This window comes from Planotetraspora sp. A-T 1434, from assembly GCF_025420585.1.
In the GTDB taxonomy this organism is placed as follows: Bacteria; Actinomycetota; Actinomycetes; order Streptosporangiales; family Streptosporangiaceae; genus JAOEGB01.
The window spans coordinates 105543-125508 of sequence record NZ_JAOEGB010000026.1 but is presented as its reverse complement, the minus strand read 5'-3'; the positions used below and the strand labels follow the sequence as shown (position 1 = coordinate 125508).

19 protein-coding genes and 1 pseudogene are annotated in these 19966 nt (G+C 66.0%); 10 read left to right on the top strand and 10 right to left on the bottom strand.

What is annotated here, in order from left to right; translation table 11 throughout:
* Nucleotides 1-520: 520 nt before the first annotated feature.
* The 6 genes from N5079_RS28680 to N5079_RS28655 all read right to left on the bottom strand — a co-directional run bounded on the left by N5079_RS28680 (nt 521) and on the right by N5079_RS28655 (nt 6076).
* Nucleotides 521-871 carry an SCO4225 family membrane protein gene (locus N5079_RS28680; protein ID WP_261587259.1) on the bottom strand — a complete coding sequence of 117 codons (351 nt, stop codon included), beginning with the start codon at nt 869-871 and terminating at the stop codon, nt 521-523.
* Between the two features lie 152 nt (nt 872-1023).
* On the bottom strand, nt 1024-2520 hold the full coding sequence (locus N5079_RS28675; protein WP_261587258.1) for an aromatic amino acid lyase: 1497 nt from the start codon (nt 2518-2520) through the stop codon (nt 1024-1026).
* Nucleotides 2517-3320 carry a hypothetical protein gene (locus tag N5079_RS28670; protein WP_261587257.1) on the bottom strand — a complete coding sequence of 268 codons (804 nt, stop codon included), beginning with the start codon at nt 3318-3320 and terminating at the stop codon, nt 2517-2519. The genes N5079_RS28675 and N5079_RS28670 overlap by 4 nt, the downstream gene beginning before the upstream one ends.
* Nucleotides 3317-4309: a PfkB family carbohydrate kinase gene (locus N5079_RS28665; RefSeq protein ID WP_261587256.1), complete on the bottom strand. Its 993-nt coding sequence runs from the start codon at nt 4307-4309 to the stop codon at nt 3317-3319. The genes N5079_RS28670 and N5079_RS28665 overlap by 4 nt, the downstream gene beginning before the upstream one ends.
* A complete protein-coding gene (locus tag N5079_RS28660; protein ID WP_261587255.1) occupies nt 4306-5361 on the bottom strand; it encodes an ADP-ribosylglycohydrolase family protein in 1056 nt (351 codons plus the stop codon). Before N5079_RS28660 ends, N5079_RS28665 begins: the two co-directional genes overlap by 4 nt.
* Before the next feature lie 31 nt (nt 5362-5392).
* The gene (locus N5079_RS28655; RefSeq protein WP_261587254.1) at nt 5393-6076 is read right to left on the bottom strand and encodes an IclR family transcriptional regulator; all 684 of its coding nucleotides are present in this window, start codon (nt 6074-6076) and stop codon (nt 5393-5395) included.
* Nucleotides 6077-6271: 195 nt separating this feature from the next.
* On the opposite strand from N5079_RS28655, the gene N5079_RS28650 reads away from it, so the two are divergent.
* The 5 genes and pseudogenes from N5079_RS28650 to N5079_RS28630 form a co-directional block, all read left to right on the top strand.
* Nucleotides 6272-7882 carry an ABC transporter substrate-binding protein gene (locus N5079_RS28650; RefSeq protein WP_261587253.1) on the top strand — a complete coding sequence of 537 codons (1611 nt, stop codon included), beginning with the start codon at nt 6272-6274 and terminating at the stop codon, nt 7880-7882.
* A 25-nt stretch (nt 7883-7907) separates the two neighbouring features.
* Entirely contained in the window at nt 7908-8861 is a 954-nt protein-coding gene (locus N5079_RS28645; RefSeq protein ID WP_261587252.1) for an ABC transporter permease, read from the top strand.
* Nucleotides 8858-9793, top strand: coding sequence for an ABC transporter permease (locus tag N5079_RS28640; protein WP_261587251.1), 936 nt, complete (start codon nt 8858-8860; stop codon nt 9791-9793). The genes N5079_RS28645 and N5079_RS28640 overlap by 4 nt, the downstream gene beginning before the upstream one ends.
* On the top strand, nt 9703-11787 hold the full coding sequence (locus N5079_RS28635) for a dipeptide ABC transporter ATP-binding protein (RefSeq protein ID WP_410007840.1): 2085 nt from the start codon (nt 9703-9705) through the stop codon (nt 11785-11787). The genes N5079_RS28640 and N5079_RS28635 overlap by 91 nt, the downstream gene beginning before the upstream one ends.
* A gap of 406 nt (nt 11788-12193) precedes the next feature.
* Nucleotides 12194-12364: pseudogene (locus N5079_RS28630) on the top strand (UTRA domain-containing protein); the annotation flags it as partial.
* 104 nt (nt 12365-12468) lie between these two features.
* Here the strand turns inward: N5079_RS28630 and map are convergent.
* Nucleotides 12469-13251, bottom strand: a complete 783-nt coding sequence (gene map, locus N5079_RS28625; protein WP_261587249.1) for a type I methionyl aminopeptidase — start codon at nt 13249-13251, stop codon at nt 12469-12471.
* 78 nt (nt 13252-13329) lie between these two features.
* On the opposite strand from map, the gene N5079_RS28620 reads away from it, so the two are divergent.
* Complete coding sequence (locus tag N5079_RS28620; RefSeq protein ID WP_261587248.1) at nt 13330-13605, top strand: helix-turn-helix domain-containing protein; 276 nt, start codon at nt 13330-13332, stop codon at nt 13603-13605.
* 93 nt (nt 13606-13698) lie between these two features.
* Nucleotides 13699-13965: a hypothetical protein gene (locus tag N5079_RS28615; protein ID WP_261587247.1), complete on the top strand. Its 267-nt coding sequence runs from the start codon at nt 13699-13701 to the stop codon at nt 13963-13965.
* A gap of 251 nt (nt 13966-14216) precedes the next feature.
* Here N5079_RS28615 and N5079_RS28610 read toward each other — a convergent pair whose 3' ends face one another.
* Together N5079_RS28610 and N5079_RS28605 are read right to left on the bottom strand one after the other, a co-directional pair.
* Complete coding sequence (locus N5079_RS28610; protein WP_261587246.1) at nt 14217-14390, bottom strand: nickel-dependent hydrogenase large subunit; 174 nt, start codon at nt 14388-14390, stop codon at nt 14217-14219.
* Between the two features lie 120 nt (nt 14391-14510).
* Nucleotides 14511-15116, bottom strand: a complete 606-nt coding sequence (locus tag N5079_RS28605; RefSeq protein ID WP_261587245.1) for a PadR family transcriptional regulator — start codon at nt 15114-15116, stop codon at nt 14511-14513.
* Between the two features lie 95 nt (nt 15117-15211).
* Here N5079_RS28605 and N5079_RS28600 point away from each other — a divergent pair, with 95 nt between their 5' ends.
* From N5079_RS28600 to N5079_RS28590, 3 genes are all read left to right on the top strand, one after another.
* The gene (locus tag N5079_RS28600) at nt 15212-15505 is read left to right on the top strand and encodes a hypothetical protein (protein WP_261587244.1); all 294 of its coding nucleotides are present in this window, start codon (nt 15212-15214) and stop codon (nt 15503-15505) included.
* A 441-nt stretch (nt 15506-15946) separates the two neighbouring features.
* Nucleotides 15947-16231, top strand: coding sequence for a hypothetical protein (locus N5079_RS28595; RefSeq protein ID WP_261587243.1), 285 nt, complete (start codon nt 15947-15949; stop codon nt 16229-16231).
* A gap of 37 nt (nt 16232-16268) precedes the next feature.
* A complete protein-coding gene (locus tag N5079_RS28590) occupies nt 16269-16973 on the top strand; it encodes a response regulator transcription factor (RefSeq protein WP_261587242.1) in 705 nt (234 codons plus the stop codon).
* A 502-nt stretch (nt 16974-17475) separates the two neighbouring features.
* On the opposite strand, the gene N5079_RS28585 is transcribed toward N5079_RS28590, so the two are convergent.
* The gene (locus N5079_RS28585; RefSeq protein ID WP_261587241.1) at nt 17476-19479 is read right to left on the bottom strand and encodes a carbamoyltransferase C-terminal domain-containing protein; all 2004 of its coding nucleotides are present in this window, start codon (nt 19477-19479) and stop codon (nt 17476-17478) included.
* Nucleotides 19480-19966: the final 487 nt, after the last annotated feature.

Below are 19966 nucleotides of genomic sequence, written 5' to 3'. Positions count from 1 at the left end.
GGAGCTCGGCATCGACCTGTCCCGGCGCGAGCCGAGCAGCGTCGAAGAAGTCTGACGGTCCCCACGCGCGACCTGCGGGTGTCGGTCCGCGTCGGAAGGAAGGTGGTCGTCTTCCGGCGCGGGTCCGACACGCTGCGGTGAAGCTGACGTAAAGTTCGCGATCAACGGTCAGGTCGGCGGGACTTCTGAACGTGCGCCCATACGATCTTCGCGTGCTCCAGCCAAAGAACAGCTCCGGCGATCAAGAGCGTGAAACTGGACACATAGCCCCACAAGCTGCCGCCGCTCGTAATCAGGTCATGCCCTCCGAGAATGATCAGGAGCGGGCCTCCTATGAACGTCCACCAGCCCGTCCAGAAGTCGCCGGGCTCGCTACCCGGTGACCGATCCGGTCCGCCGACAGGGAGAGTCACGTCACCACGGTAACGAAGGGAGGGGCGACAATCCATGCGCATACTGCGGACGCCTCCACCTCCGGCCCACCTCAGCCACCCAGCGGCCCTTCAGAGACAGGTCTTGATCATCCCGGAGCCGGAGTGCCCCCGCCGGAGGCCTTGTTCTTCCTGCGTCCGCGTGCAATCAGCCAGAGAAGCCACGCCTGAAACAGTCCGGCGGCGGTGAATATCAGCAGGGAGAACAACGGGTCAGGCAATGAGCCGAGCGGCAGGAACATGAGAAGTTCCGAGGTCGGAGAGGTGACCGCGAACAGCACGAGCGCTTCCAAACCTTGGCTGCCCGGCTGACGTGTGGCGATCTCCACGTAGACGGTCGCGGCGATGACGATCAGCACGTACGGGCCGACGATCGACGCGGCGAAAGTTCCGCGCTCGTATCGGGAGACGTAGCGGGTCAGTGCTCGCAGGGGTCGCATGGTCACTACCCTCCACGAGCATCGGTGGCTGCTCATGAGTGCAGGTGCTCAGGTGGCGCCGAGTGCGCTGCCGGGTACGGCGGCGCTGCGATCAACGAGCAGCCGGCCGGGTCGGCCGATCATCGCGGACAACCGCGTGCTTCTCGAGGGGGTTAGCGATCGGATGTCAGGGAGCCTGAGGGTGTGGTTGGCCGGATGGTGTAGGGCGCCAGCGGGCCTTCGCCCGTTTCGATGGCGGCCGACATCGATGCCAGTGCTTTCGCTTGCTCGTCGCCGAGATTGCGTAGGCTGGATACCACGGGAAACAGCTTTCGGATTGCATCAAGCAGCGCACCCTGTTCGCGCTCCAGAGGCGTATTGCCCAATGACAGTGCTTGAGAGGCCGTGACGGCGGCGGTGACCACGGTTGCGTCAAAGCAGGCGGCGACCTGGCGCTCCATTCTGAACGCAAGTGGAGCGGGGATGCCGACGTCGTCCTGTGTGGATGCCGCCAGCTCCCACGGATTAAGAAGAGTGGGCTGGGCGAGACGTTGCATCTCAGCGACGAAGTCATTGGGTACGTATTCAAGATATGTTGTGGAACTCCCGGTCACGTAGTTGGTTCCGGGCGGAAGAAGCCTGTCGGGCAGTCCCGACGCCCACCCTTGATGAGCCCGGATGATCAACAGGTGCAGCATCGATCCCAGGTTGGTCCATGCAGTGGCCATCTCGTCGAGCGCTGGTGCGACAAGCGCGTTGTGGTACCCGCCGTGCGAAATCACGCGCCCGAACGGGTGACGGGGGGACGGGGGCAGATACGAGGGGTTGGAACCGCGCTCGTGCATGCACAGTTCAGCGATCTCCTGAAGGTTGGCGACGGCGCGTCGTGCGGCACTCACGAGATAGAAGACGGAAGCGAACAGTTCAAGCGCGGACGGCGAATTGGGCCCGGACGGCTCACCGCCCAGTTCGGCGAATCGCCGCGCGCCCGTTTCGTCCGCGTCATCCCAGTGCCTCTGTGTGGCCGCGGCCGCGGCGAGATCGGTGCAGCCGAGCGCGGTGAGCAGCAGGGCCAGGACTCGCTCCACGAAGGCGAGCCGGCGCGGTGACAAGATCGCGGCACAGGCCGCCATCGCTGCGCTCAGGGGAGATCCGTTATCGCCGTTGCCCGCTCCGAGCCCGTCATCGGGTTGGAGGGTGAGGTGGCCGAACAAGGTGAACAGCGACATCAGCTCGCCGCCGGCGGTGAGTCCTCGCTCGGGCAGGCTGGGAACGTCGCCGTCGAGCATTCGCGCGATGGCTTCCGCCTTGCGGGGGTCCATCGCGGTGTGGCCTTCGATCAGGATCGCGAGCTGGCAGAAGATCGTGCCGCGGGACACATAGCTGGGAAGGTCGGGGCCTCCGAAGGACAGCTTGGCCCACGGTTGCGTCGCCAGCCGGGCACGGGCCTCGTCGAGGGAGTACTGCTTCTTGGCGTCGGGTCCGCTGCCGCTGGTGACGCTGTAGATGAACTTCCCTGCGTTCTGCTCCAGGAAGCGTTGGAAGGCCTCGTGGCCCCGGGTGATCGACTGCCGCGCTTCTTCGCTGAGCGTGACGGACTCTCCATGGAACGCTACCGCCTCGAAGGACTCCAGGGAGAAGCTCTGCTTGCCGCGCAGGGTGAGGGTCACGCTTCCTCCGGTTGCGATATCTCGGACTCGAAATCGTCCGCGAGCTCACGGGCAGCCTCAACTTGGTTGGAGCGCTTCAGGAGAGCCCGCACTCGGTCGTGGAGCGACTGCAACGGGTTCGCGCGATCGTTGGTGCCGGCTGCGGCGAGGGCCCCGATCGCGAGGCAGGCGAACGCTCTGCCGGCGTCCCGGCCCGCGGCTTCGGCGGCGTGCGCCGCCTGAGCTTTCGCGTCGGGGATGTCGGGGAGGATGGACTCGGAGCGGTAGTGCAGGACCATGGGGGTACGGCGGGCCCGGCCGCGGGCTTGGTCGACGGCGAGGGCGGATTCGTGCAGCAGCGGAGACGGGCTGCCGCCCTTACGCGGCAAGGCGGCATGCATCTTGTCGGCGAGCAGGGCGAGGTCTGCCCACAGGGCAACATATTGGTCCAGGACAGGAGTCACCATCGAGGGCGGCACAGGCCGCGTCGGGGCCCCGATCGAGGTCGCGAGCGTGGATGCGCGGGATACCAGGCGATTGGCGCTCATGAGGACACGGGGCACGACGCGGAAGCTCACCGGGGCCTGATAGCTGAACTCCGCTTCACTTATCCGGGGTAGCAAGCTCGACAGGCTTTCGAGTACCGGCCGCGAGTACGGGTCCGGCCACACTTGTGCCAGGTCCGGGTCATACGCCTCATAGGGTGCCCTGTAGGCGGCGATCGCCGAGGCGAAGACCTGTACGCAGATGTCGAGGCGCCGCTGTGGGCGATGGACGAGTTGCTCCAGCCAGTACGCGGGCCTGTCGTACGTGTGGATCATGACAGCGGTTGATCCCTTCGGCCGGCGATCAGCCAGGTGAATTCTGGCGTCCGGGTTGCCGTGTCGACGATCTCGTTCATGGTGGGCTTGGCACTGGGGCCGCGTCGCTCGACGTTGAGGGACGCGGCAACGTTGGCCCAATGGGCGGCTCGGTAAAGGTCATCTCCGATCGCGAGACGGGCGACGAGCGCCGCAAGGTGCGAGTCGCCGGCCCCGGTGGTGTCCACAACGGTTGTCCTCCGGGCCGGCGCGTGGGCGACCTCGGTTCCGGAGGCGATCCAGGCACCGCTTGCGCCGGCACGGACGATAACCGCGACGCCTCGTGCTGCCAGCGCTACCGCGGCGGCAGCCGGCTCGTCGAGCCCGGTGAGGGCTGCTGCTTCGACCATGTTCGCGCTCACGATGTCGACCCGGTTGAGGATGCGGGACAACCGGTCCCGGGGGATGCTGGACACGAGCGGGCCCGGGTCGAAGACAAGGAACGTGGTCGGCGGGAGGGTTCCGACCCACGAGGCTATCGACTCGCCCGACACGGGATAGCAGAGGTCGTAGCCGGACACGCAGACGGCGTCGCCGGCCTCGATCGGCAACATAGCGAGATCGTCGGTCCCGATGGTGGCGTCCACACCGGGCATCGTGGCGAAGGTTCTCTCCCCGTCGGGCTCGACGAAACCGACGCAGAAGCCGCTGTCTTGGCCACAACGAACCGGAAGAAGCCGGTGAATACCGGCCGCGTCCATGTCGGCGGCGATCTTCACTCCGTGCGGGCCGTCGCCGATCAAGCCGCCGTACGCGGCGGGCAGGCCGAGGCGCCGCGCGCCAACGAGTACGTTGAATCCGGCTCCTGTGGCGTGCAGGTAACTGGAGGAGATGACGTCGCCGCCCCGTGTGGGCAAGTGGCCGACGTAGAGCAGGATGTCCACGATCGCACTGCCGACCCGGACGAGTCTGCTGATCGGGAAGGACGGAAACGTCGCGGTGGTCGTCATCGGTTCGCGGTTGCGAGGCGGAGATCCACGAGAGAGTCGGACACCTTCCGCAGATTCATGTTGTTGACTGTCTCCACCTGGGCGAGAGAGCCGTCGGGGAACGCCTCTGGAGTCACACCGGCGCCGACGATCGCACCGGTGATCGCGCTGACGGTGTCGGTGTCGCCGCCGAGTTGGGCGGCGGCGAGGCAAGCCTGCCAGGGGTCGTTCGGCCATCGGGAGGCGAGTGCGAAGGCCGCGGCGACCGTCTCCTGAGTTTGCACGCCTGTGCCGACAAGCCGAGACACGCGGTCGATGACCTGATCGACGGTGAGGTCGGCGACGTAGTCGATGGCCCACTTGATCCGTTCTCCGACATCGGAGCCGTTGAAGTGGTGGCCCCGCTCCGCGCCGGCTTCGGCCGCGGCCAGTGCGACCTGCAGCGCCTCATCGAAGGAGTGCCCTTCCAGGCGGCAGGAGATGGCGGCGGCCACCGCTGACGCGCCGGCGATGGCGACGCCGGTGTTGTGTGTCGGCGCACATGCTTCCTGCACCTGGTCGATCAAGGTCTCGAGGTCGTCGGCGTGGAAGGCGATGCCGATGGGAGCGATGCGCATCGAAGCACCGTTTGTGGCGCCGTAGCTGCCGGCATCGTCGATGGCCGCACCGTTCAGGATGGCGTCGATCGCCTTGCGGGATGATGGGCCGAGCTGCTCGGTCCCGTTCATCTCGGCCTCCTTGGCCCAGGCGGCCAGCATCTCGACGAAGCGGTGGGCGTCGATGCGGCCGTGGCCTTCGACGAGCAGCTGTGCCAGCATCAACGCCTGCTGTGTGTCGTCGGTGTACTCGCCGGCCGGTCGCCCCGGGCTGATCGGGTTTTCCTGGGGGCCCGGCTCGAACCCGGTCAACGTGGGGAACAGGCGAACCACGGTCTTGCGCGGCAGCATCTGCGTGGGCATGCCAAGCGCGTCGCCGATGGCCAGGCCTGCCAGCGTGGCGTGCGCGCGCTCACGCAGCGCGTCGACTTTGGGCTGCGTGAGCGAGGCGCCGGGGGCGGGAGGGAGGCTAGACATACGGTGATCGGTCCTATCCGGTTCGTGTCGGTTAGACGCCTTGATGGACCAAACGGTCCACGTCCTTGGAAAGAAGGTCGGCGAGTTCTTTGACGGCGGCCCCGAGAACGGTCACCCGCTCGGGCGCGATCCGGTAGCTCGGGCCGATGACGGCGATGGCGGCGCGGACGCTACCGTCGGATCCGTACAACGGCGCAGCGATCGCAGTGACATCGGGCGTGACCGCGCCTTCGACGGCGACGTAACCCTCGGGGCCGGCGTTGCTGAGTAGAGCGGCACCCATGGCGGTGCCGTCGACGGGTTCGGGGCGGCCCGAGGAGGTCCAGTGACGGATGGGGTTCGGGCTGGGCGCACGTAGCACATAGACGGCGTTCTCTCCGGTCTCGTCCAGCACGGCCATGTAGGCGGACTCACCTGTGGACGACGCGAGCCCGCGCAGGTGGCGCTCCGCGATACGCAGCCAGGGCGAGGAGTTGATCGCAACGGCGGCGAGACGCAGGAACGCCAACCCTGTGATGTAGCGCCCGCTGGAGTCGCGATCGATGAAGTTCGCCGCCTCCAGGCCTTTCAGCAGCCGCGCTACCGTACTCAACGGTAGGCCCGATTGTGCTGCGACCTCGGCGAGAGTCTGCGGAGTCTCGGCGTTCACCACAAAGCTGAGCAAGCTCAAGCTTCGGTCCAGGGTGCGAATGCCCGGATCCGCGTCTTTTGTCATTAATCCGTCCTCTGAATCGGTTATACCGTCATCTGCTTGCTTGCTACCGCTCTGTGGCATAACCTACCGCGCAACGGTAGCCCAGGCTAGCCTTCGATGCATCACCGGGGGACGTGGACGCCCGTACCAGGTTCGTTGTGCACCCAGCGGCACGGACTGGACACAACAACCTCTACTGCCTCAGCGAGGAGAAATGTGAACCAGCAACCCCAAACCCCAGAGGCAGTCTCGCCCGCGGCGCGACGCCGGCGACCTCGGTACGGCGTGCGCGCTGCTGTGGGCGCGATCGCCGTTGCCGCGCTCGCTCTTGCGGGCTGTAGTGGTGCCGGTGGAGGACCCGGCTCATCCGGAGGCTCCACGCCGGTTTCCGGCGGGACACTCCGGGTCGGCGCGGTCAAGCCGTCGACCGCGGTCGACCCGATCACGATGGCGGACGGGTCGTCGATCATCGTGGTGCAGCAGGTGGCGCAGTATCTGGTCAACGTGGTGGGGTCCAAGTCGACGCTCGAGCCGCAGCTTGCGGCCAGCTGGACGAGTGACGCGAAGGCGCAGAATTGGACCTTCACCCTCCGCCAGGGGGTGAAGTTCAACACCGGCCAGCCGATGACCGCCCAGGATGTCGTCGCCTCGTTCAACCGGGTGCTCGATCCGAAGAACAGCTCCGGTGCCTTGACGAACTTCGAGGGCACCCTGGGCCAAGGCAAGGTGGAGGCAGCCGGTGACGACACGGTCGTGTTCCATTTGGACCGCCCGTATGCGGACTTTCCCTATCTGGTGTCACCGGCGAACTTCAACACCGTGATTCTGCCCGCGAACTACTCCGGCGACTGGCTGAAGAATCCGGTCGGCACCGGCCCGTACACGCTCACCAACTATCAGGCGGCGCAGCGCGCGTCCCTGAAGTTGCGCAACGACTACTGGGGACAGAAGCCGTATCTGGCACAGATCGACGTCACCTACTATTCCGACCCGAAGGCTGAGGCGCTCGCCCTGACCGGCGGGGCCGTGGACATGGCGATCGACGTCGACAGCTCCCTGTACCGGAACCCGAGTGTGAACGTGATCGCCGGCCCGTCGGCGGGTTACCTGGCGCTGAACATGCAGGTCACGCAGAAGCCGTTCAACGATGTGCGTGTCCGTCAGGCGGTCGCGCTTTGTATCGACCGCCAGGGAGCGCTGCAGGGAGTCACACAAGGCAAGGGAACGATCGCCAACGACCACCTCTGGTCACAGATCTACTCGATTCAGCCGCAGGGCATCCCACAGCGCACCCGTGACATCGACCAGGCGAAGACCCTTCTCGCTCAGGCCGGATACCCGCATGGCTTCACCGCGACCCTCACGATCGACGACGAACCCGGCGTCCCAGACTATGCCGCGCTCATCAAACAGAACTGCGCACCGGCCGGAATCAACATCGACATCAAACAGCTGTCCTCGAACGCCTTTTACGGAACTGGGTCGAACACCCCCTGGCTGCAGGAGCCGTTCACCATTGTGACCTGGGGAACGCGCCCGGTCCCCGAGCAGCTGATCGAGGCTTCGCTGATCACGAAGGGTGTGTGGAACTCCTCCCGCTTCTCCAACCCCCAGTTCGACGCGCTGCTGGCCCAATACGACGCGACCATCGATCCCGCCAAGCGTCAGCAGATCGCGACCCAGGCAGCGAAGATCCTTCACGATCAGGTCCCCGTCGTCGTCGCGTTCTTCCAGGACTTCACCCAGGCCACCAACAAGAACGTGCACGGGATCACGCCCTCGCCAATCGGGAACATCGTGCTGACCTCCGCCTGGATCAGCCACTAACACACGGACGAGGTGCCGGGAAACAATGCGCAACTATCTGCTGAGCCGGGTCGGCCAGATCGCACTGACACTACTGGTGGTCTCCCTGCTGGTGTTCGTGTTGTGTCAGGTTCTTCCCGGCAACCTCGCCCAAACCATCCTCGGGCCCCACGCGACCGCTGACCAGGTCGCCATCCTGAATCACAAACTGGGCGCCGACCAGCCGCTGTGGACCCGGTTCTTCTCCTGGCTCAAGGGATTCGTCACCGGCGACTGGGGACAGTCGCAGTTGCTCCAGGAGCCGGTCTTCGGCCTGATCATGGGCCGACTGGGCGACTCGCTGCTGCTCGCCGCCGTTGCGTTCGTGACCATCGTCCCGATCTCGGTGATCGCGGGCATCGCGGCAGGGCTCAAAGAAGCCGGACCGCTTGACAGGTTTGTCTCCATCGGTGGCGTATCGCTCACCGTCATCCCGGAGTTCGTCTCCGGCGTCGTCCTGTTGTCGATCTTCGCCATCGGCTTGCACTGGCTCCCGGTCACAGCTGTGGCCCCGCCGGGTTCGAGCTTCGGCGTGCGGTTGGAATACCTGATCTTGCCCGCCATACCGCTCGCGTTCGTCCTGTTCGGCTATATCGCCCGGATGGCGCGAGCGGGAACGATCGACGTACTCGCGCAGCCGTACTATCGCACCGCCATTCTCAAGGGGCTGCCGCGGCGCCGCATCGTTGTCAGCCATGTCACGCGCAACGCGCTACCGCCGACCGTCGCCGTGATCGCCGGTCAGGTCACGTACCTGGTCGGCGGCCTCATCGTCGTCGAAGCCCTGTTCAACTATCCCGGTATTGGCAAGCTCCTGCTCGATTCCGCGACCGGCCACGACATCACCGTCGTGCAAGCCGCGACCCTTACCCTCGGCCTGATCATCATGCTGGCCAATCTGCTGGCAGACGTGCTCTTCGCGGTGCTCGTGCCGCGGATCCGCCTCGGAGGCTCCCGGTGACCGACCAGCCCACCACCCGCCAGACCCTCGCGCCGGAGCCGAACGGGAAGACGCCGCACGATCCCGGCCCGCCAGAATCCCCGGCCGACGCCAAGGCGAACCGCACACGACGCAACCGCCGTTACATCATCAAGACCCTGTCGACGTCCCCCACCTTCATCTCTGGCGCCGTGATCGTTTTGTTCTGGGTCTTCGTCGGCGTTGCCTGGCAGCTCGTCGTCCCGCACGATCCGCAGGCGGTCGACCCGTTCCACTCGTTCGAGCCGCCCAGTTCGACTCATCTGCTGGGCACCGACAATCTCGGCCGCGACGTGCTGTCGAGGGTGCTCGCGGGCGCACAGACCGTGCTCCTCATCGCTCCGGCCGCGACCGTCCTGGCCGTCATCTTCGGCGCACTCCTCGGTCTGGTCGCCGGCTATTACGGCGGCATCGTGGACATCTTCGTGATGCGGGCCGTCGACGTACTGATGGCGATTCCCACGCTCATCGTCGCGGTGCTGGTGCTGGGCATTCTCGGGTCATCGTTGCTGAACGTCATCATCCTCATCGCCGTCTTCTTCGTCCCGCAGATCGCGAGGACCGTCCGCGGTTCGGTGGGTGACGAAGTCCAGAAGGGCTACGTCGAAGCAGCCCGGATGCGCGGCGAACGCGGCTTCTACTCGATGGTGATCGAGGTGCTGCCCAACGTCACCAGCCCGATCCTGGTCGAAGCCACGATCCGCCTGGGATATGCGGTGTTCACGGCGGCGACCTTGTCGTTCCTCGGCCTCGGCCTGCAACCGCCCTCGCCCGACTGGGGTCGAACGATCTCCGAACAACGCGCCTACATCGAAATATCACCGTGGGCGCTGCTGGCCCCAGCCATCGCCCTCGCCACGTTCATCGTCGGCGTGAACCTCGCAGCCGACGGACTCAGGAAGGCATTCAAGTGACCACCGCGACACAAGAACCGCCACTGCTGTCCGTTATGGACCTCAATGTCGCATACATGGTTCGAGGCGAGTCCTGCCCCGTTCTTCGTGACGTGTCGCTCGATGTCCGCCCAGGAGAAGCACTTGGCATCGTCGGCGAGTCGGGGTCGGGCAAGAGCACGCTTGCTTTCTCGTTGCTGCGCTACCTCCCCGACAACGGCCGTATCACGAGCGGCACCATCAGAATCGGCGACGTCGAGATGACGCAGCTCAGCCACGCCGCACTCACGCACGAACGCGGCAACAACGTCGCCATCGTGTATCAAGAGGCCGGCTCGGCTCTCAACCCGTCCATGCGGGTCGGAGACCAGATCGCCGAGGTCTTCAGGTTCCACACCTCAGCTGCCGGGGACGAAGCGCGCTCGCAAGCCGTCGAGATGCTGCGCAGCGTTCTCCTGCCCGAACCGGAACATCTGGCACGCCGATACCCCCATGAGCTCTCCGGCGGGCAGCAGCAACGAGTCGTCATCGCGATGGCGCTGGCCGCAAACCCCAAACTGCTCATCCTCGACGAACCCACAACCGCGCTGGATGCGACCGTCGAAGCCGAAATCGTCGACCTCATCGGCACCATCCGAAGCCAGTCGAACACCGCCATCCTGCTCATCAGTCACAATCTCGGGCTGGTCGCGCGGATCTGCGACCGGGTCACAATCCTCTACTCCGGGCGAGTCGTCGAACAAGGCACAGCAACGGAGGTGCTTCATGCGCCGAAGCATCCCTACACGCGCGCACTGGTCGCGTCGATCCCGCGATTCGGCGATGCGAAGGGCACTCGCTACCTACGCCCGATACCTGGTGCACCGCCGAGCCTGGATACGGTGACACAAGGGTGCCGCTTCGCGGAACGGTGCCCACTGGCCCAATCCGACTGCCTTGCCGAGGAACCGCCTTTCATCGCTCTTGGCGAGGGCCGCACGGTGCGCTGCTACCACGCGGACGACGCATCGCCACTACCGCTGACCGAACCGGGCGACGAGTTCCCCGTCACCGAGCGGCGCCCTGAGGTCTTACAACTGCGCAATGTCACCAAGACCTACAAGAAGACCACCGTCGTTCACGATCTCTCCCTGGAAATCCGCGAAAGAGAGATTTTCGGCCTCGTCGGCGAATCGGGAAGCGGGAAAACGACACTGGCCCGCATTGTCGCCGGCCTCGTCGAGCCGACCGCAGGCCAGATCCTGTTGCGCGGACGCGACGTTCCCCGCCGCCTGTCCCGACGCCCGCGCGACGTGAAACGCGCGATCCAAATGGTGTTCCAGAGCCCCGACAGCACGCTCAACCCCCGACACAGCGTGCGCTTCATTTTGCAGCGTGCCATCAAAAAACTCGGCAGCGCCACCACGGTCCTCGAACTGGCACGGCGCGTCCGCCTGGATCAGGCGCAGGTGGAGTCCAAGACGACGCGGCTGTCCGGTGGGCAAAAGCAGCGAGTCGCGATCGGCCGCGCGTTCGCCGGAAGCCCCGACGTCGTTCTCCTCGACGAGCCCGTCTCCGCACTCGACGTGTCCGTCCAAGCCTCGATCCTGAGCTTGCTCGTGGAGTCCCGGCGAACGAGCGACGCCAGCTATGTCTTCATCTCCCACGACCTGGCGGTAGTGCGTTTCCTCGCCGACCGGATAGGCGTCATGTACCTGGGCTGGCTCGTCGAAGTGGGTGACGCCGCCGACGTGTTCGCCGCCCCGCACCATCCCTACACGGAGGCCCTCGTGTCGGCGATCCCGCGCCTGCGATCTTCCTCGGAACAAGTCAGCCGCATACGCCTTACCGGCCCGATGCCACCACCGTCCGCCGATCAGCCGGGCTGCCGATTCGCATCCCGCTGCCCACGCAAAATCGGATCAATCTGCGACACCGAGGCGCCTCCGTGGCGGCAAACGGGCAACGGGCACAAGATCCGCTGCCATATTTCACCAACCGCACTGACGGAAGTTCAGTCAGGCCTGAAGAGCTGACTAACAAAGAAGACAACCATGACCGGACCCTCGGCGCCGATCACCATCGACTCGCCGACACGCTGGGGTCTGCCCCGGTGGGGTCTGTATATGGGACGCCTTCGTTGAAGGGTTCGGCGAAGTCCTCAGCGCTTATATCGCGGTAAGCTGCTAGCCGGCATCGGCTGGCTCGTCACGGTAATAAAATGGAACCGCACGCAAAACCCTTCAGTGGATCGTGACCCGACGCGGGGGGGGGGGTGGGTTTTCCCCTGGCCCCTGATCTGGTGGCCATCAACCTCCTCCTGCTCCACAGCCGTCGGCGCACTTCCACCGGCCGAGCAGCAGGTCGGCGACCAGCCGGTGTACTTCTGGACGGCGGCGGCGTACTGCTCCGGCGAGGGGGTGGTGTAGAGAGTTTCCGGCGCGCATGCCGACCGCTCACGAGGCCGTGCTCCTGGAGTTGCCCGCCGGCGAGCCCGTGGTCGAGCCGCACCGGGTGACCCGTACGGCTGGCGGCCGTGTGGTCGAGTACGCGCGTGGTGTCCACGCTGCGTCGCGGTTCGTCTGGTCCCATACCTTCAGCATCCCGGACTGAGGTAGGCATGGTCCGGCCCCGCCGGATCGGCCTTCAGCTACTCTGTCTCACCGACTGAGAACGCATCGGCCCTGGTGTTGATGGCCGGGTGTTGATGGCAGCCTTCATGGCACGGTGAGAAGGCGGGGGCCGTCGTCTGTCACCGCCACGGTGTGTTCCATGTGGGCGGCCCGGCTGCCGTCCGAGGTGTGCAGGGCCCAGCCGTCCGGGGCGGTCCGGTAGCGGTCGGCGCCGCCCGCGATGAACATCGGCTCAATCGCCAGCACCAGTCCGGGCCGCAGGACCATTCCACGCCCCGGCCGAGCTTCGTTCGGCACGTGGGGGTCTTCGTGCATGCGGCGGCCGATGCCGTGGCCGCCGAAGTCGGCCATGATGCCGTACCCCGCCGCCCTGCCCACTCGAGCGATGGCATGCCCGAGGTCGCCCAGCCGTCCGCCCGGGACCGCGACCGCGACCGCCGCGCTCAGCGCCGCCCGAGCCGCCTCGACGAGCGCCAGATCGGCAGGGTCGGCGGCATCACCAGCCGGCTCGCCGATGACGAAGGTGGTCGCGGCGTCTCCGGCCCAGCCGTCGAGGTAGGCCCCGCAGTCGACGCTGAGCAGATCGCCTCTTCTCAGCCGGTACCCGTTGGGTATGCCATGCACGATCACATCGTTGACGGACGTGCAGATGACCGCGGGGAACGGCGTCGGTGCGAAGCCCGGTTTGTAGTGCAGGAACGCGGGCGTCGCCCCTTCCTGGCGGATGACCGCCGCGGCCGCCTCGTCGAGATCTGTCAGTGTGACCCCCGGCGCGGCCAGCTCCTGTATCGCGGCGAGGGCGTGCGCGACGACACGGCCGGCCTCCCGCATGGCACTCAACTCGGCCTCGGTCTTGATCTCCACCATGTGCTGCCTCCCGGATCCAATACTTATCCCGGTATTGTTATACCGGTATTAGTATCACGGTGCGCTAGGATCGTGGACATGGTTCGACCACCGCTGACCGAGCTTGACCATCAACGCGGCCACCGCCTCGGCGGTCTCCTTCGCCAGGCCAGAGGGGGACGCAGTATGGCCGAGATCGCCGCTGCCGCCGGCTTGTCGGTGGAAACCTTGCGCAAGATTGAGACCGGCCGCGTGCCGACTCCGGCGTTCTTCACCATCGCGGCTCTGGCTTCCGCCCTGGGCGTATCCCTTGACGTCCTCGCCGAGGTCTGCGTTCAGGAACGGTCCGAGGAACGCGTCGGGGCAGTGCGATGAGCCACCTCGTGGACGCTCCGGCAGTACGCGATGTGGTAGCCGAGATGCCCGTCAAGGGCACCCCTAAATACTCGTGAGGGGTACCCTTAAGTCATGACCGAGATCACCGGAAACGCCGCAATCCGCGACGTCATAGCCACTCTCGCCGCCATCCCCGACCCCGTCGCCCGTGCCCGCGCCGTCAGCGACGTCCTAGATGCCATGCCCGACATCCAGGCCGAGCTACGCGCCGTCCGCCAAGACGCCGTCCTGACCATGCGGCAGACGCTGTCCCTCGCCGATACCGCCGAGAAGCTCGGGATCTCCCAGCCGCGCGTCTCTCAAATCGCCAAAGGCGTCAGCCGCAGCTCCAAAAGGTGACCTCTCGCTGGCGTCCAGGGTTCGAGTCCCTGACAGCCACCGACCAGTCTGCTCGGCTCACAAGGAAGCTGTGCGAGGCGCCTCGCGCGTACGGCTGCGCGTGGGATGCGCGCGAACCGCTTCTTGATCTTGCGGCCACGGTGCCACGCCCGCCCTGCCACGGAGGTGCCACGCACCGTGGCACCCCGTCTGACCTGTAACCCTCCCCCCAACCCCTCAACCGCGGCTCCCTGGAGGGTGCCACGCGATCATCACACCTCCCGCCGCTCCGGCGTCAGGTAGCGCTGCGCCTCATCGTCGTAGCCCCCCAGCACGCCCGCCTCGGCCAGCTGCTTGAGCTTCTTCTGAACCCAGGCGCGGGAGATGTCCGTCGACTCCCACAATGGCTTGAAGTCTCCGGAGGAGAAGTCCCTGGGCCCCCTCATCCCACATCTCCTGCAGACGCGCAATGAGGGCCGCGCCGCGCTCCTCCGCCGTCATGGGTGCCGGCCTGGCGAACCTCCACGGCGGATCGCCGACTCGAGATGCACAGCCGCCGAGGATCTTCACTCGGGGCTCTCAGCAAAGGCCAACATGTCAGCGGCCGACCAGGTCAGGCTGCCGCTACGCAGATCGTCGACCACCGACCGAAGCCACTGCAATTCAGCAGCCATGACAACGCGCAGATACTCGTCCTCGAGCAAGGCGATACGGGGAAGGCCGTGCCGGGTTTCGGCGCTCAGGTCGCCGTCCAGTGCGGCCAACGCTTCGTCGAGCGTTCTGACGCGCCGCTCAAGGGCGTCGCGTATCTCTTGAGGGGCGAGCATCAGCAGGTGGGACAACGCCGCGGGGAACTCGGGGAACTCCTGCTTGAGCGTGGCCAGCATGTCCACCAGCCACTCGCGGGCAACAGTGCGTCCCGTGTCGGTGATCTCATACACCGTCCTCTCCGGATATGCCTGGTCGCGCTCTGTCTCTCGCACCTTGATCAGGCCGGCTGCGGTGAGGCGGTCGATCGTCCGGTAGAGGCTCGTTCGCTGGCCCACGTTGACCACCTTGTCCTTACCCCACTGCTTGATCAGCCGCTGGATGCCGTACGGGTGCAACGGTTTGTACTGCAACAGAGCGAGGACGGTCAGAGCGAGCGGTGAGCGGCTACGAGGAGTTGTCATGTCCCGATGCTATCGACAGTGAAACTAGTCGACCAAGAATATAGTGTCACTGACACTATCTCACCATCGGCCACACAGCGCTCGAAGGACTTGCGATGACCACTCATGAACAGCCCCAGGCGGCAGAACTCACCACAGGTTTCGTCACCTCTGACGACGGCACCCGCATCGCCTACCACACCATCGGACACGGCCCGGGCATCGTGCTGCTGCACGGCTCCCTCAAGCCTGCACTGTCCGGCCTGGAGAAGATCATTCCTAACGTCGAGCGGATCGAGTTCCCTGGGCTCGATCATGATGCGTCGGGAGATGCCAGCAAGCGAAACCCTGCCGGCCGTCCGGAGGTCGTGGCGGCCGAACTGAGGCGTTTCTTCACCTTGGCAGATTAAGGGCCGAGACACCGGGACGAGGTAGCGGGCCCAGCCGCGTGATTTGCGGCGAAGGTATTCGGATGGCGTTCCGACCTTGATGCGGGGTAACGGGCAACGAGGGCAAACCCATCACGCGCAGGCCAGAGCGCTGGCTGGTGATCACATACCTCGAGTCTCGGAGTCGTGAGGTCTACGCCGCCGCGGCATGATGATCTGTCGTGCTGCTGCGTCTGGATCTACCTCACCGACGACCGTCTTCGTGTTCCTACGGCTGCTGCCGGGAAGCGATCGTGACAAGGAGATCCCGGGTACCCCTTCGGGCATAGCAGGACGGCCGCGTCGACGACCGCCCGCGTGGCCTTCAACGGACCCGGGCCGGTTCGCCATGCTGCCCTTACACAACGCGGCTACACGACGCAGCCCTCCACACGACACGACCACGAGCGAGGATGGTGGGTCATGACCGTCCTGCACACCGTCGCCGGGTATCTCCCGCCCGGCCGCAAGTCACTCGACGAGATCGCCGAACGGATGGAGCTCCACCCGGACAAGGTCAGGATGTTCCGCCGGTTCTTCGGCTTCCGCGAGATCCTGTACGGCTTCCGCATCGGCGGGGTCACCCGACCGGACGAGATGGCGCCGGCGATGGCCGCCCGCCTGATGCGGACAGCCGACCACCGCCGAGCCGTCGCCGCCTTCGCTGAGCACGGCCCGGACCATGTCACCTCGTACGACGGAGAATGATCTGCCAACTCCACACCAGAGGAGCGATTCGATCACCGTGGTCTGGGACAGAGATCTGGCATCGCCGCCTTCGGCGCCCACGTCACCGGCTCGCCTGGCGATCCTCGACGGTGATCCCCTGCTCCGTGCCGGGCTGCGGTCGATCCTGGAGCGTGATGCGCGGGTCGAGATCATCAGTGAATTCGGCTCGGTCCGTCAGGTTGCGGCGCACAGCGGCCCTTTCGTGCTGGTCGCTGGCGGAGAGTCCCTGGATCAGCTTCTCCCCGACATCGCCAAGATCTTCCCCGCCACCGGGCCCAGCGTGGCCGGGGTCGTGGGGGTGCTCCGGCCGGATGACCCCGCCATGCTCCGCAAGGCCATAACCTGCGCCGTCCGCGGTTTCGTCGATCGTGACAACAGCCACCGGGATCTGGCCGACGCCGTCCTCGGCGTGAGCCGGGGCGATGCCTTCCTGTCTCCGGCCATCGCCGATGTCCTCGTCGGCTGGGTGGCCACCCAGATCAGCCTGATGCCGGTGCCGATCGTCACCATCGAGCGAATGCTGACCGGGCGTGAGCTCGAGGTCTTCCAAGCTCTGGGGGACGGCCTCAGTAATTCCGCCATCGCCCGGAAACTGCGCATACGGGAAACGACGGTGCGCAGCCACGTCTACCGGATTCTGAACAAGCTCGATCTCGGGGCCAGGGCTGAGGCCGTGCTCGCCGGTCACTGCTATGCGAACGCCCTGCGAGGTGGCCGGTAGAAGGCGGGTTGACCACGATCATCACCGTCTCGCCGGCCGGGGACCCTAGGCGGTTTGGCCCCCTGTGCTTCCACTTCATCCGCGAAGTGCAGCCACACATCGGCGCACATGCGGGCGACCTGCGCGAGGCACTCCGCGCGGTGGGGCGGGGCGCCATTGACGACCGGGTCCACCCGTCGGTACTGACCATCCACATCCGGATGGCGTCGAGCAACCGCAGCAGGCTCCGCCCGGTGTCGGTGAAACGCAGCGACGGATCCCGGTTGAGCCTGCCGAGGATCTCCACGGAGGAGATCCTCGGCGAGAGCTTGTCCTCGGGCGGGTCGGCGTGGCGCCGCGCAGCTTCTGTGGCACGAGATCCTGACCCAGGCGGGGCCGCTCCCTGACATCCCTGGCCGTGGAGACGGCGATGCCCGCGGCTTCGGCGATCTCCCCGCCACTGGTCGCGGCGCAAGGAGATCGACGGCCGGCCCGAACGCCGGGTCATGCCCCGGAGGCGGGCTCAGGCGCGGAACGCGAGGACGAAGGGCCGTGGGAGATCGCCGGGCTCCTCGATGAAGGAGGAACCGGGGCCGCCGTCGCGGCGGAAGGTCCGCACAAGGCTGGCGAAGTTCCGGTCGCGTGCCATGTGATGATCGGCCAACCTGTTGATCATGGAGGCCTTCGGCGTGGCGGTGAGCCTGAGTCCTGGCGACCAGGACAGCAGGAAGACGCCGCCTTCGGTGTAGCCCTGGTCCAGCCATTTCCGCCAGATGGCGTCGCGGAGGGGCTCCTGCCCCGCGAAATAGTGGACCGCCCGCTGACGTGGCTGACCCGGTGGGACCAGTTCCTCGCTCTGCCGGCGCAGCGCCACCCTCCGGCCGGCCAGATAGGCGACCTCTATCCCCTTGTTGACGCAGAACGTCAGAGCCTGGGCGGCGTTGTCGACAATGGGCTCATTCTTGTCGTTGAGCGATGTGTTGCACAGAATGGGGACTCCCGTTCGCGCGTGGAACGCGTCGATGGCCCGATACAGGAGCGGGTCCACCTCGGAGGTCAACGTCTGGTGGCGTGCCGAGCCGTCCAGGTGGACGATCGCCGGGACCCGGTCACGCACCTCTTCGCGTACCTTGACGGCTTCCAGCATGAAGGGGGAGGGCCTCGTCGATTCGAACCACTGGCTGGAATGGTCCGCCAGCACGATCGGGGCGACCGGCCGCCACCACTGGCGCTGCTTGTACTTGTTGAGCAGGTCTCGCACCCTCATCGACCGCGGATCGCCGAGCAGGCTCCGATGGCCCAGCGCCCGAGGCCCGATCTCCGCTGATCCGTCCACCCACACGATGACGGAATCGGTGACGTCGGCGACGAACTGCTCGGCGTCGAAGTCCGTGACCGTCTCGACCCAGGGGGCGAACTCCTGCAGGGCCTCGTCGACATCCCTCAGCGGCGCGCCGTAGTAGCCCGAGGTCACGGAGAAATCAGCCTCGTCGAGCGCGCCGATGCCGTGCAGGGCGAGCATCCCGAGGCCGAGCGCCTGGCCGGAATCGTTGGCGACGGGCGGGGTCAGCAGTCCCCGGAAGCCGAACGTATCGAGCAGCAAGGTGTTGGTCGGGCAATTGAGCGCGAAACCCCCGCTCGTGGAGAGGTAGCAGTCCTGGGTGCGCACCTGTCCGGCCGCGCTCAAGCGTTCGACGTTGCGGATGGCGATCAGGTCGCAGGCCCGCTGGACATGCTTCATGACCGCGCTTCGGAGATTTTCCTCGCGGGTGAACCGGTCGTCGAGATTGTCATCGGCCAGTTCGGCCTCCGCCCGGCTGATCAGGGTTTCGACGAGCCCGAACGCTTCAGCCCATGGCGCGTTACGCCCGCCGAACAGTTCGATCGCGGCAACCGCGTCGACGATGTCGAAACTTATGGCCGTACGGCACGCCGAAGCGAGCGCCATGAGGGAGCCCGGCTCCATGCCGAACATCGTCGAAGCCGCGGCGTAGAGCGGCCCGGGCGACTCTATCGGCAGGAAGGTGAGCCTGCCGCGATCCGAAACGGCCCCCGCATACCAATGCGTGGGGCTGTGTGTGTCGAGAACCGCGTCCGGGGCGCCATCCATCGCCATAGCGATGATCGTCTCGTTCTTGAACAGCTTCGTGTCCATGAGCAGTCCGCTGAACAAATGCGCGAGGCTGTGCACCGGGAAGGCGCCTGAGCCGGCCGGGACCTCGATGTCGGCGTGCCCCGGCAGGCCTGGAGTCCCCCAGACGTGACGCATGTCGCGCAGGCTCAGCCCCTCGTCGGCGAGCAGTCCGTCGAGGAATGCGCTCGCCCTGTCCACCGTGAACAGCGGCCAGCCGTGATGCTTCTGGCCGCTGACCCGCTCGACCTCCCAGAATCTGGCCAGCTCAACCGTGTCGCCGGACCGCCGCCACAGAGCCACGCCGTGATCATGTCGGGGCGCCAGGATCGCCAGGTCTCCGGGGGCACTGAGATAGCAAGAAAGGAAGTATTCCACCGCACGATCGCCTGTCATCGGTCCCGCGTTCCCTCTATGTGAATCGGCTGTCCGGCCAGGTCGTCGAAGTCTAAGCAGATGCTTCGCGGAATTCGACAGCACAACCACGCGCCTCGGCTCATCGAAACGTTGACGCGCCGTGCGCGTTTTCACCGCTCGAAGTACGACGCCTCCATCTAGCGATCTTTGGTCTCGCGTTGGATCAATCCCCTAGGGGTCTTCCGCCATGGTCTTCTCTTGGTCGTCTGGGGTCTGATTCGATACGCCCCAGCTCGTCCTGTCCACCGTCGGCGGTTAGCCGCGCACGTGCAGCCCGAAACCCGTGCGGCCCGCGGGCTCCAGTCCCTCCTTCAGATGCAGCGCGGGCATCTCGTAATCGCCGAAGTTCTGCGGCGGAACGGGATCGGCTCAGTCGACTCAAGGGTGAGCAGGCGCTGCTCCCATGCCTTGGCGACGTCTGGGTAGTCCTCGCTGGTCATTCGGCCGACACCGAACACCACGAACG

What these genes read in the sequence shown, in the direction of transcription:
- N5079_RS28620 (WP_261587248.1), top strand. Translation starts at nt 13,330, where the DNA reads ATGGTTCGACCACCGCTGACCGAGCTTGACCATCAACGCGGCCACCGC.
- N5079_RS28615 (WP_261587247.1), top strand. Translation starts at nt 13,699, where the DNA reads ATGACCGAGATCACCGGAAACGCCGCAATCCGCGACGTCATAGCCACT.
- N5079_RS28655 (WP_261587254.1), bottom strand. Translation starts at nt 6,076, where the DNA reads ATGACAAAAGACGCGGATCCGGGCATTCGCACCCTGGACCGAAGCTTG.
- N5079_RS28665 (WP_261587256.1), bottom strand. Translation starts at nt 4,309, where the DNA reads ATGACGACCACCGCGACGTTTCCGTCCTTCCCGATCAGCAGACTCGTC.
- N5079_RS28660 (WP_261587255.1), bottom strand. Translation starts at nt 5,361, where the DNA reads ATGTCTAGCCTCCCTCCCGCCCCCGGCGCCTCGCTCACGCAGCCCAAA.
- N5079_RS28645 (WP_261587252.1), top strand. Translation starts at nt 7,908, where the DNA reads ATGCGCAACTATCTGCTGAGCCGGGTCGGCCAGATCGCACTGACACTA.
- N5079_RS28600 (WP_261587244.1), top strand. Translation starts at nt 15,212, where the DNA reads ATGACCACTCATGAACAGCCCCAGGCGGCAGAACTCACCACAGGTTTC.
- N5079_RS28610 (WP_261587246.1), bottom strand. Translation starts at nt 14,390, where the DNA reads ATGAGGGGGCCCAGGGACTTCTCCTCCGGAGACTTCAAGCCATTGTGG.
- map (WP_261587249.1), bottom strand. Translation starts at nt 13,251, where the DNA reads ATGGTGGAGATCAAGACCGAGGCCGAGTTGAGTGCCATGCGGGAGGCC.
- N5079_RS28680 (WP_261587259.1), bottom strand. Translation starts at nt 871, where the DNA reads ATGCGACCCCTGCGAGCACTGACCCGCTACGTCTCCCGATACGAGCGC.
- N5079_RS28605 (WP_261587245.1), bottom strand. Translation starts at nt 15,116, where the DNA reads ATGACAACTCCTCGTAGCCGCTCACCGCTCGCTCTGACCGTCCTCGCT.
- N5079_RS28595 (WP_261587243.1), top strand. Translation starts at nt 15,947, where the DNA reads ATGACCGTCCTGCACACCGTCGCCGGGTATCTCCCGCCCGGCCGCAAG.
- N5079_RS28585 (WP_261587241.1), bottom strand. Translation starts at nt 19,479, where the DNA reads ATGACAGGCGATCGTGCGGTGGAATACTTCCTTTCTTGCTATCTCAGT.
- N5079_RS28670 (WP_261587257.1), bottom strand. Translation starts at nt 3,320, where the DNA reads ATGATCCACACGTACGACAGGCCCGCGTACTGGCTGGAGCAACTCGTC.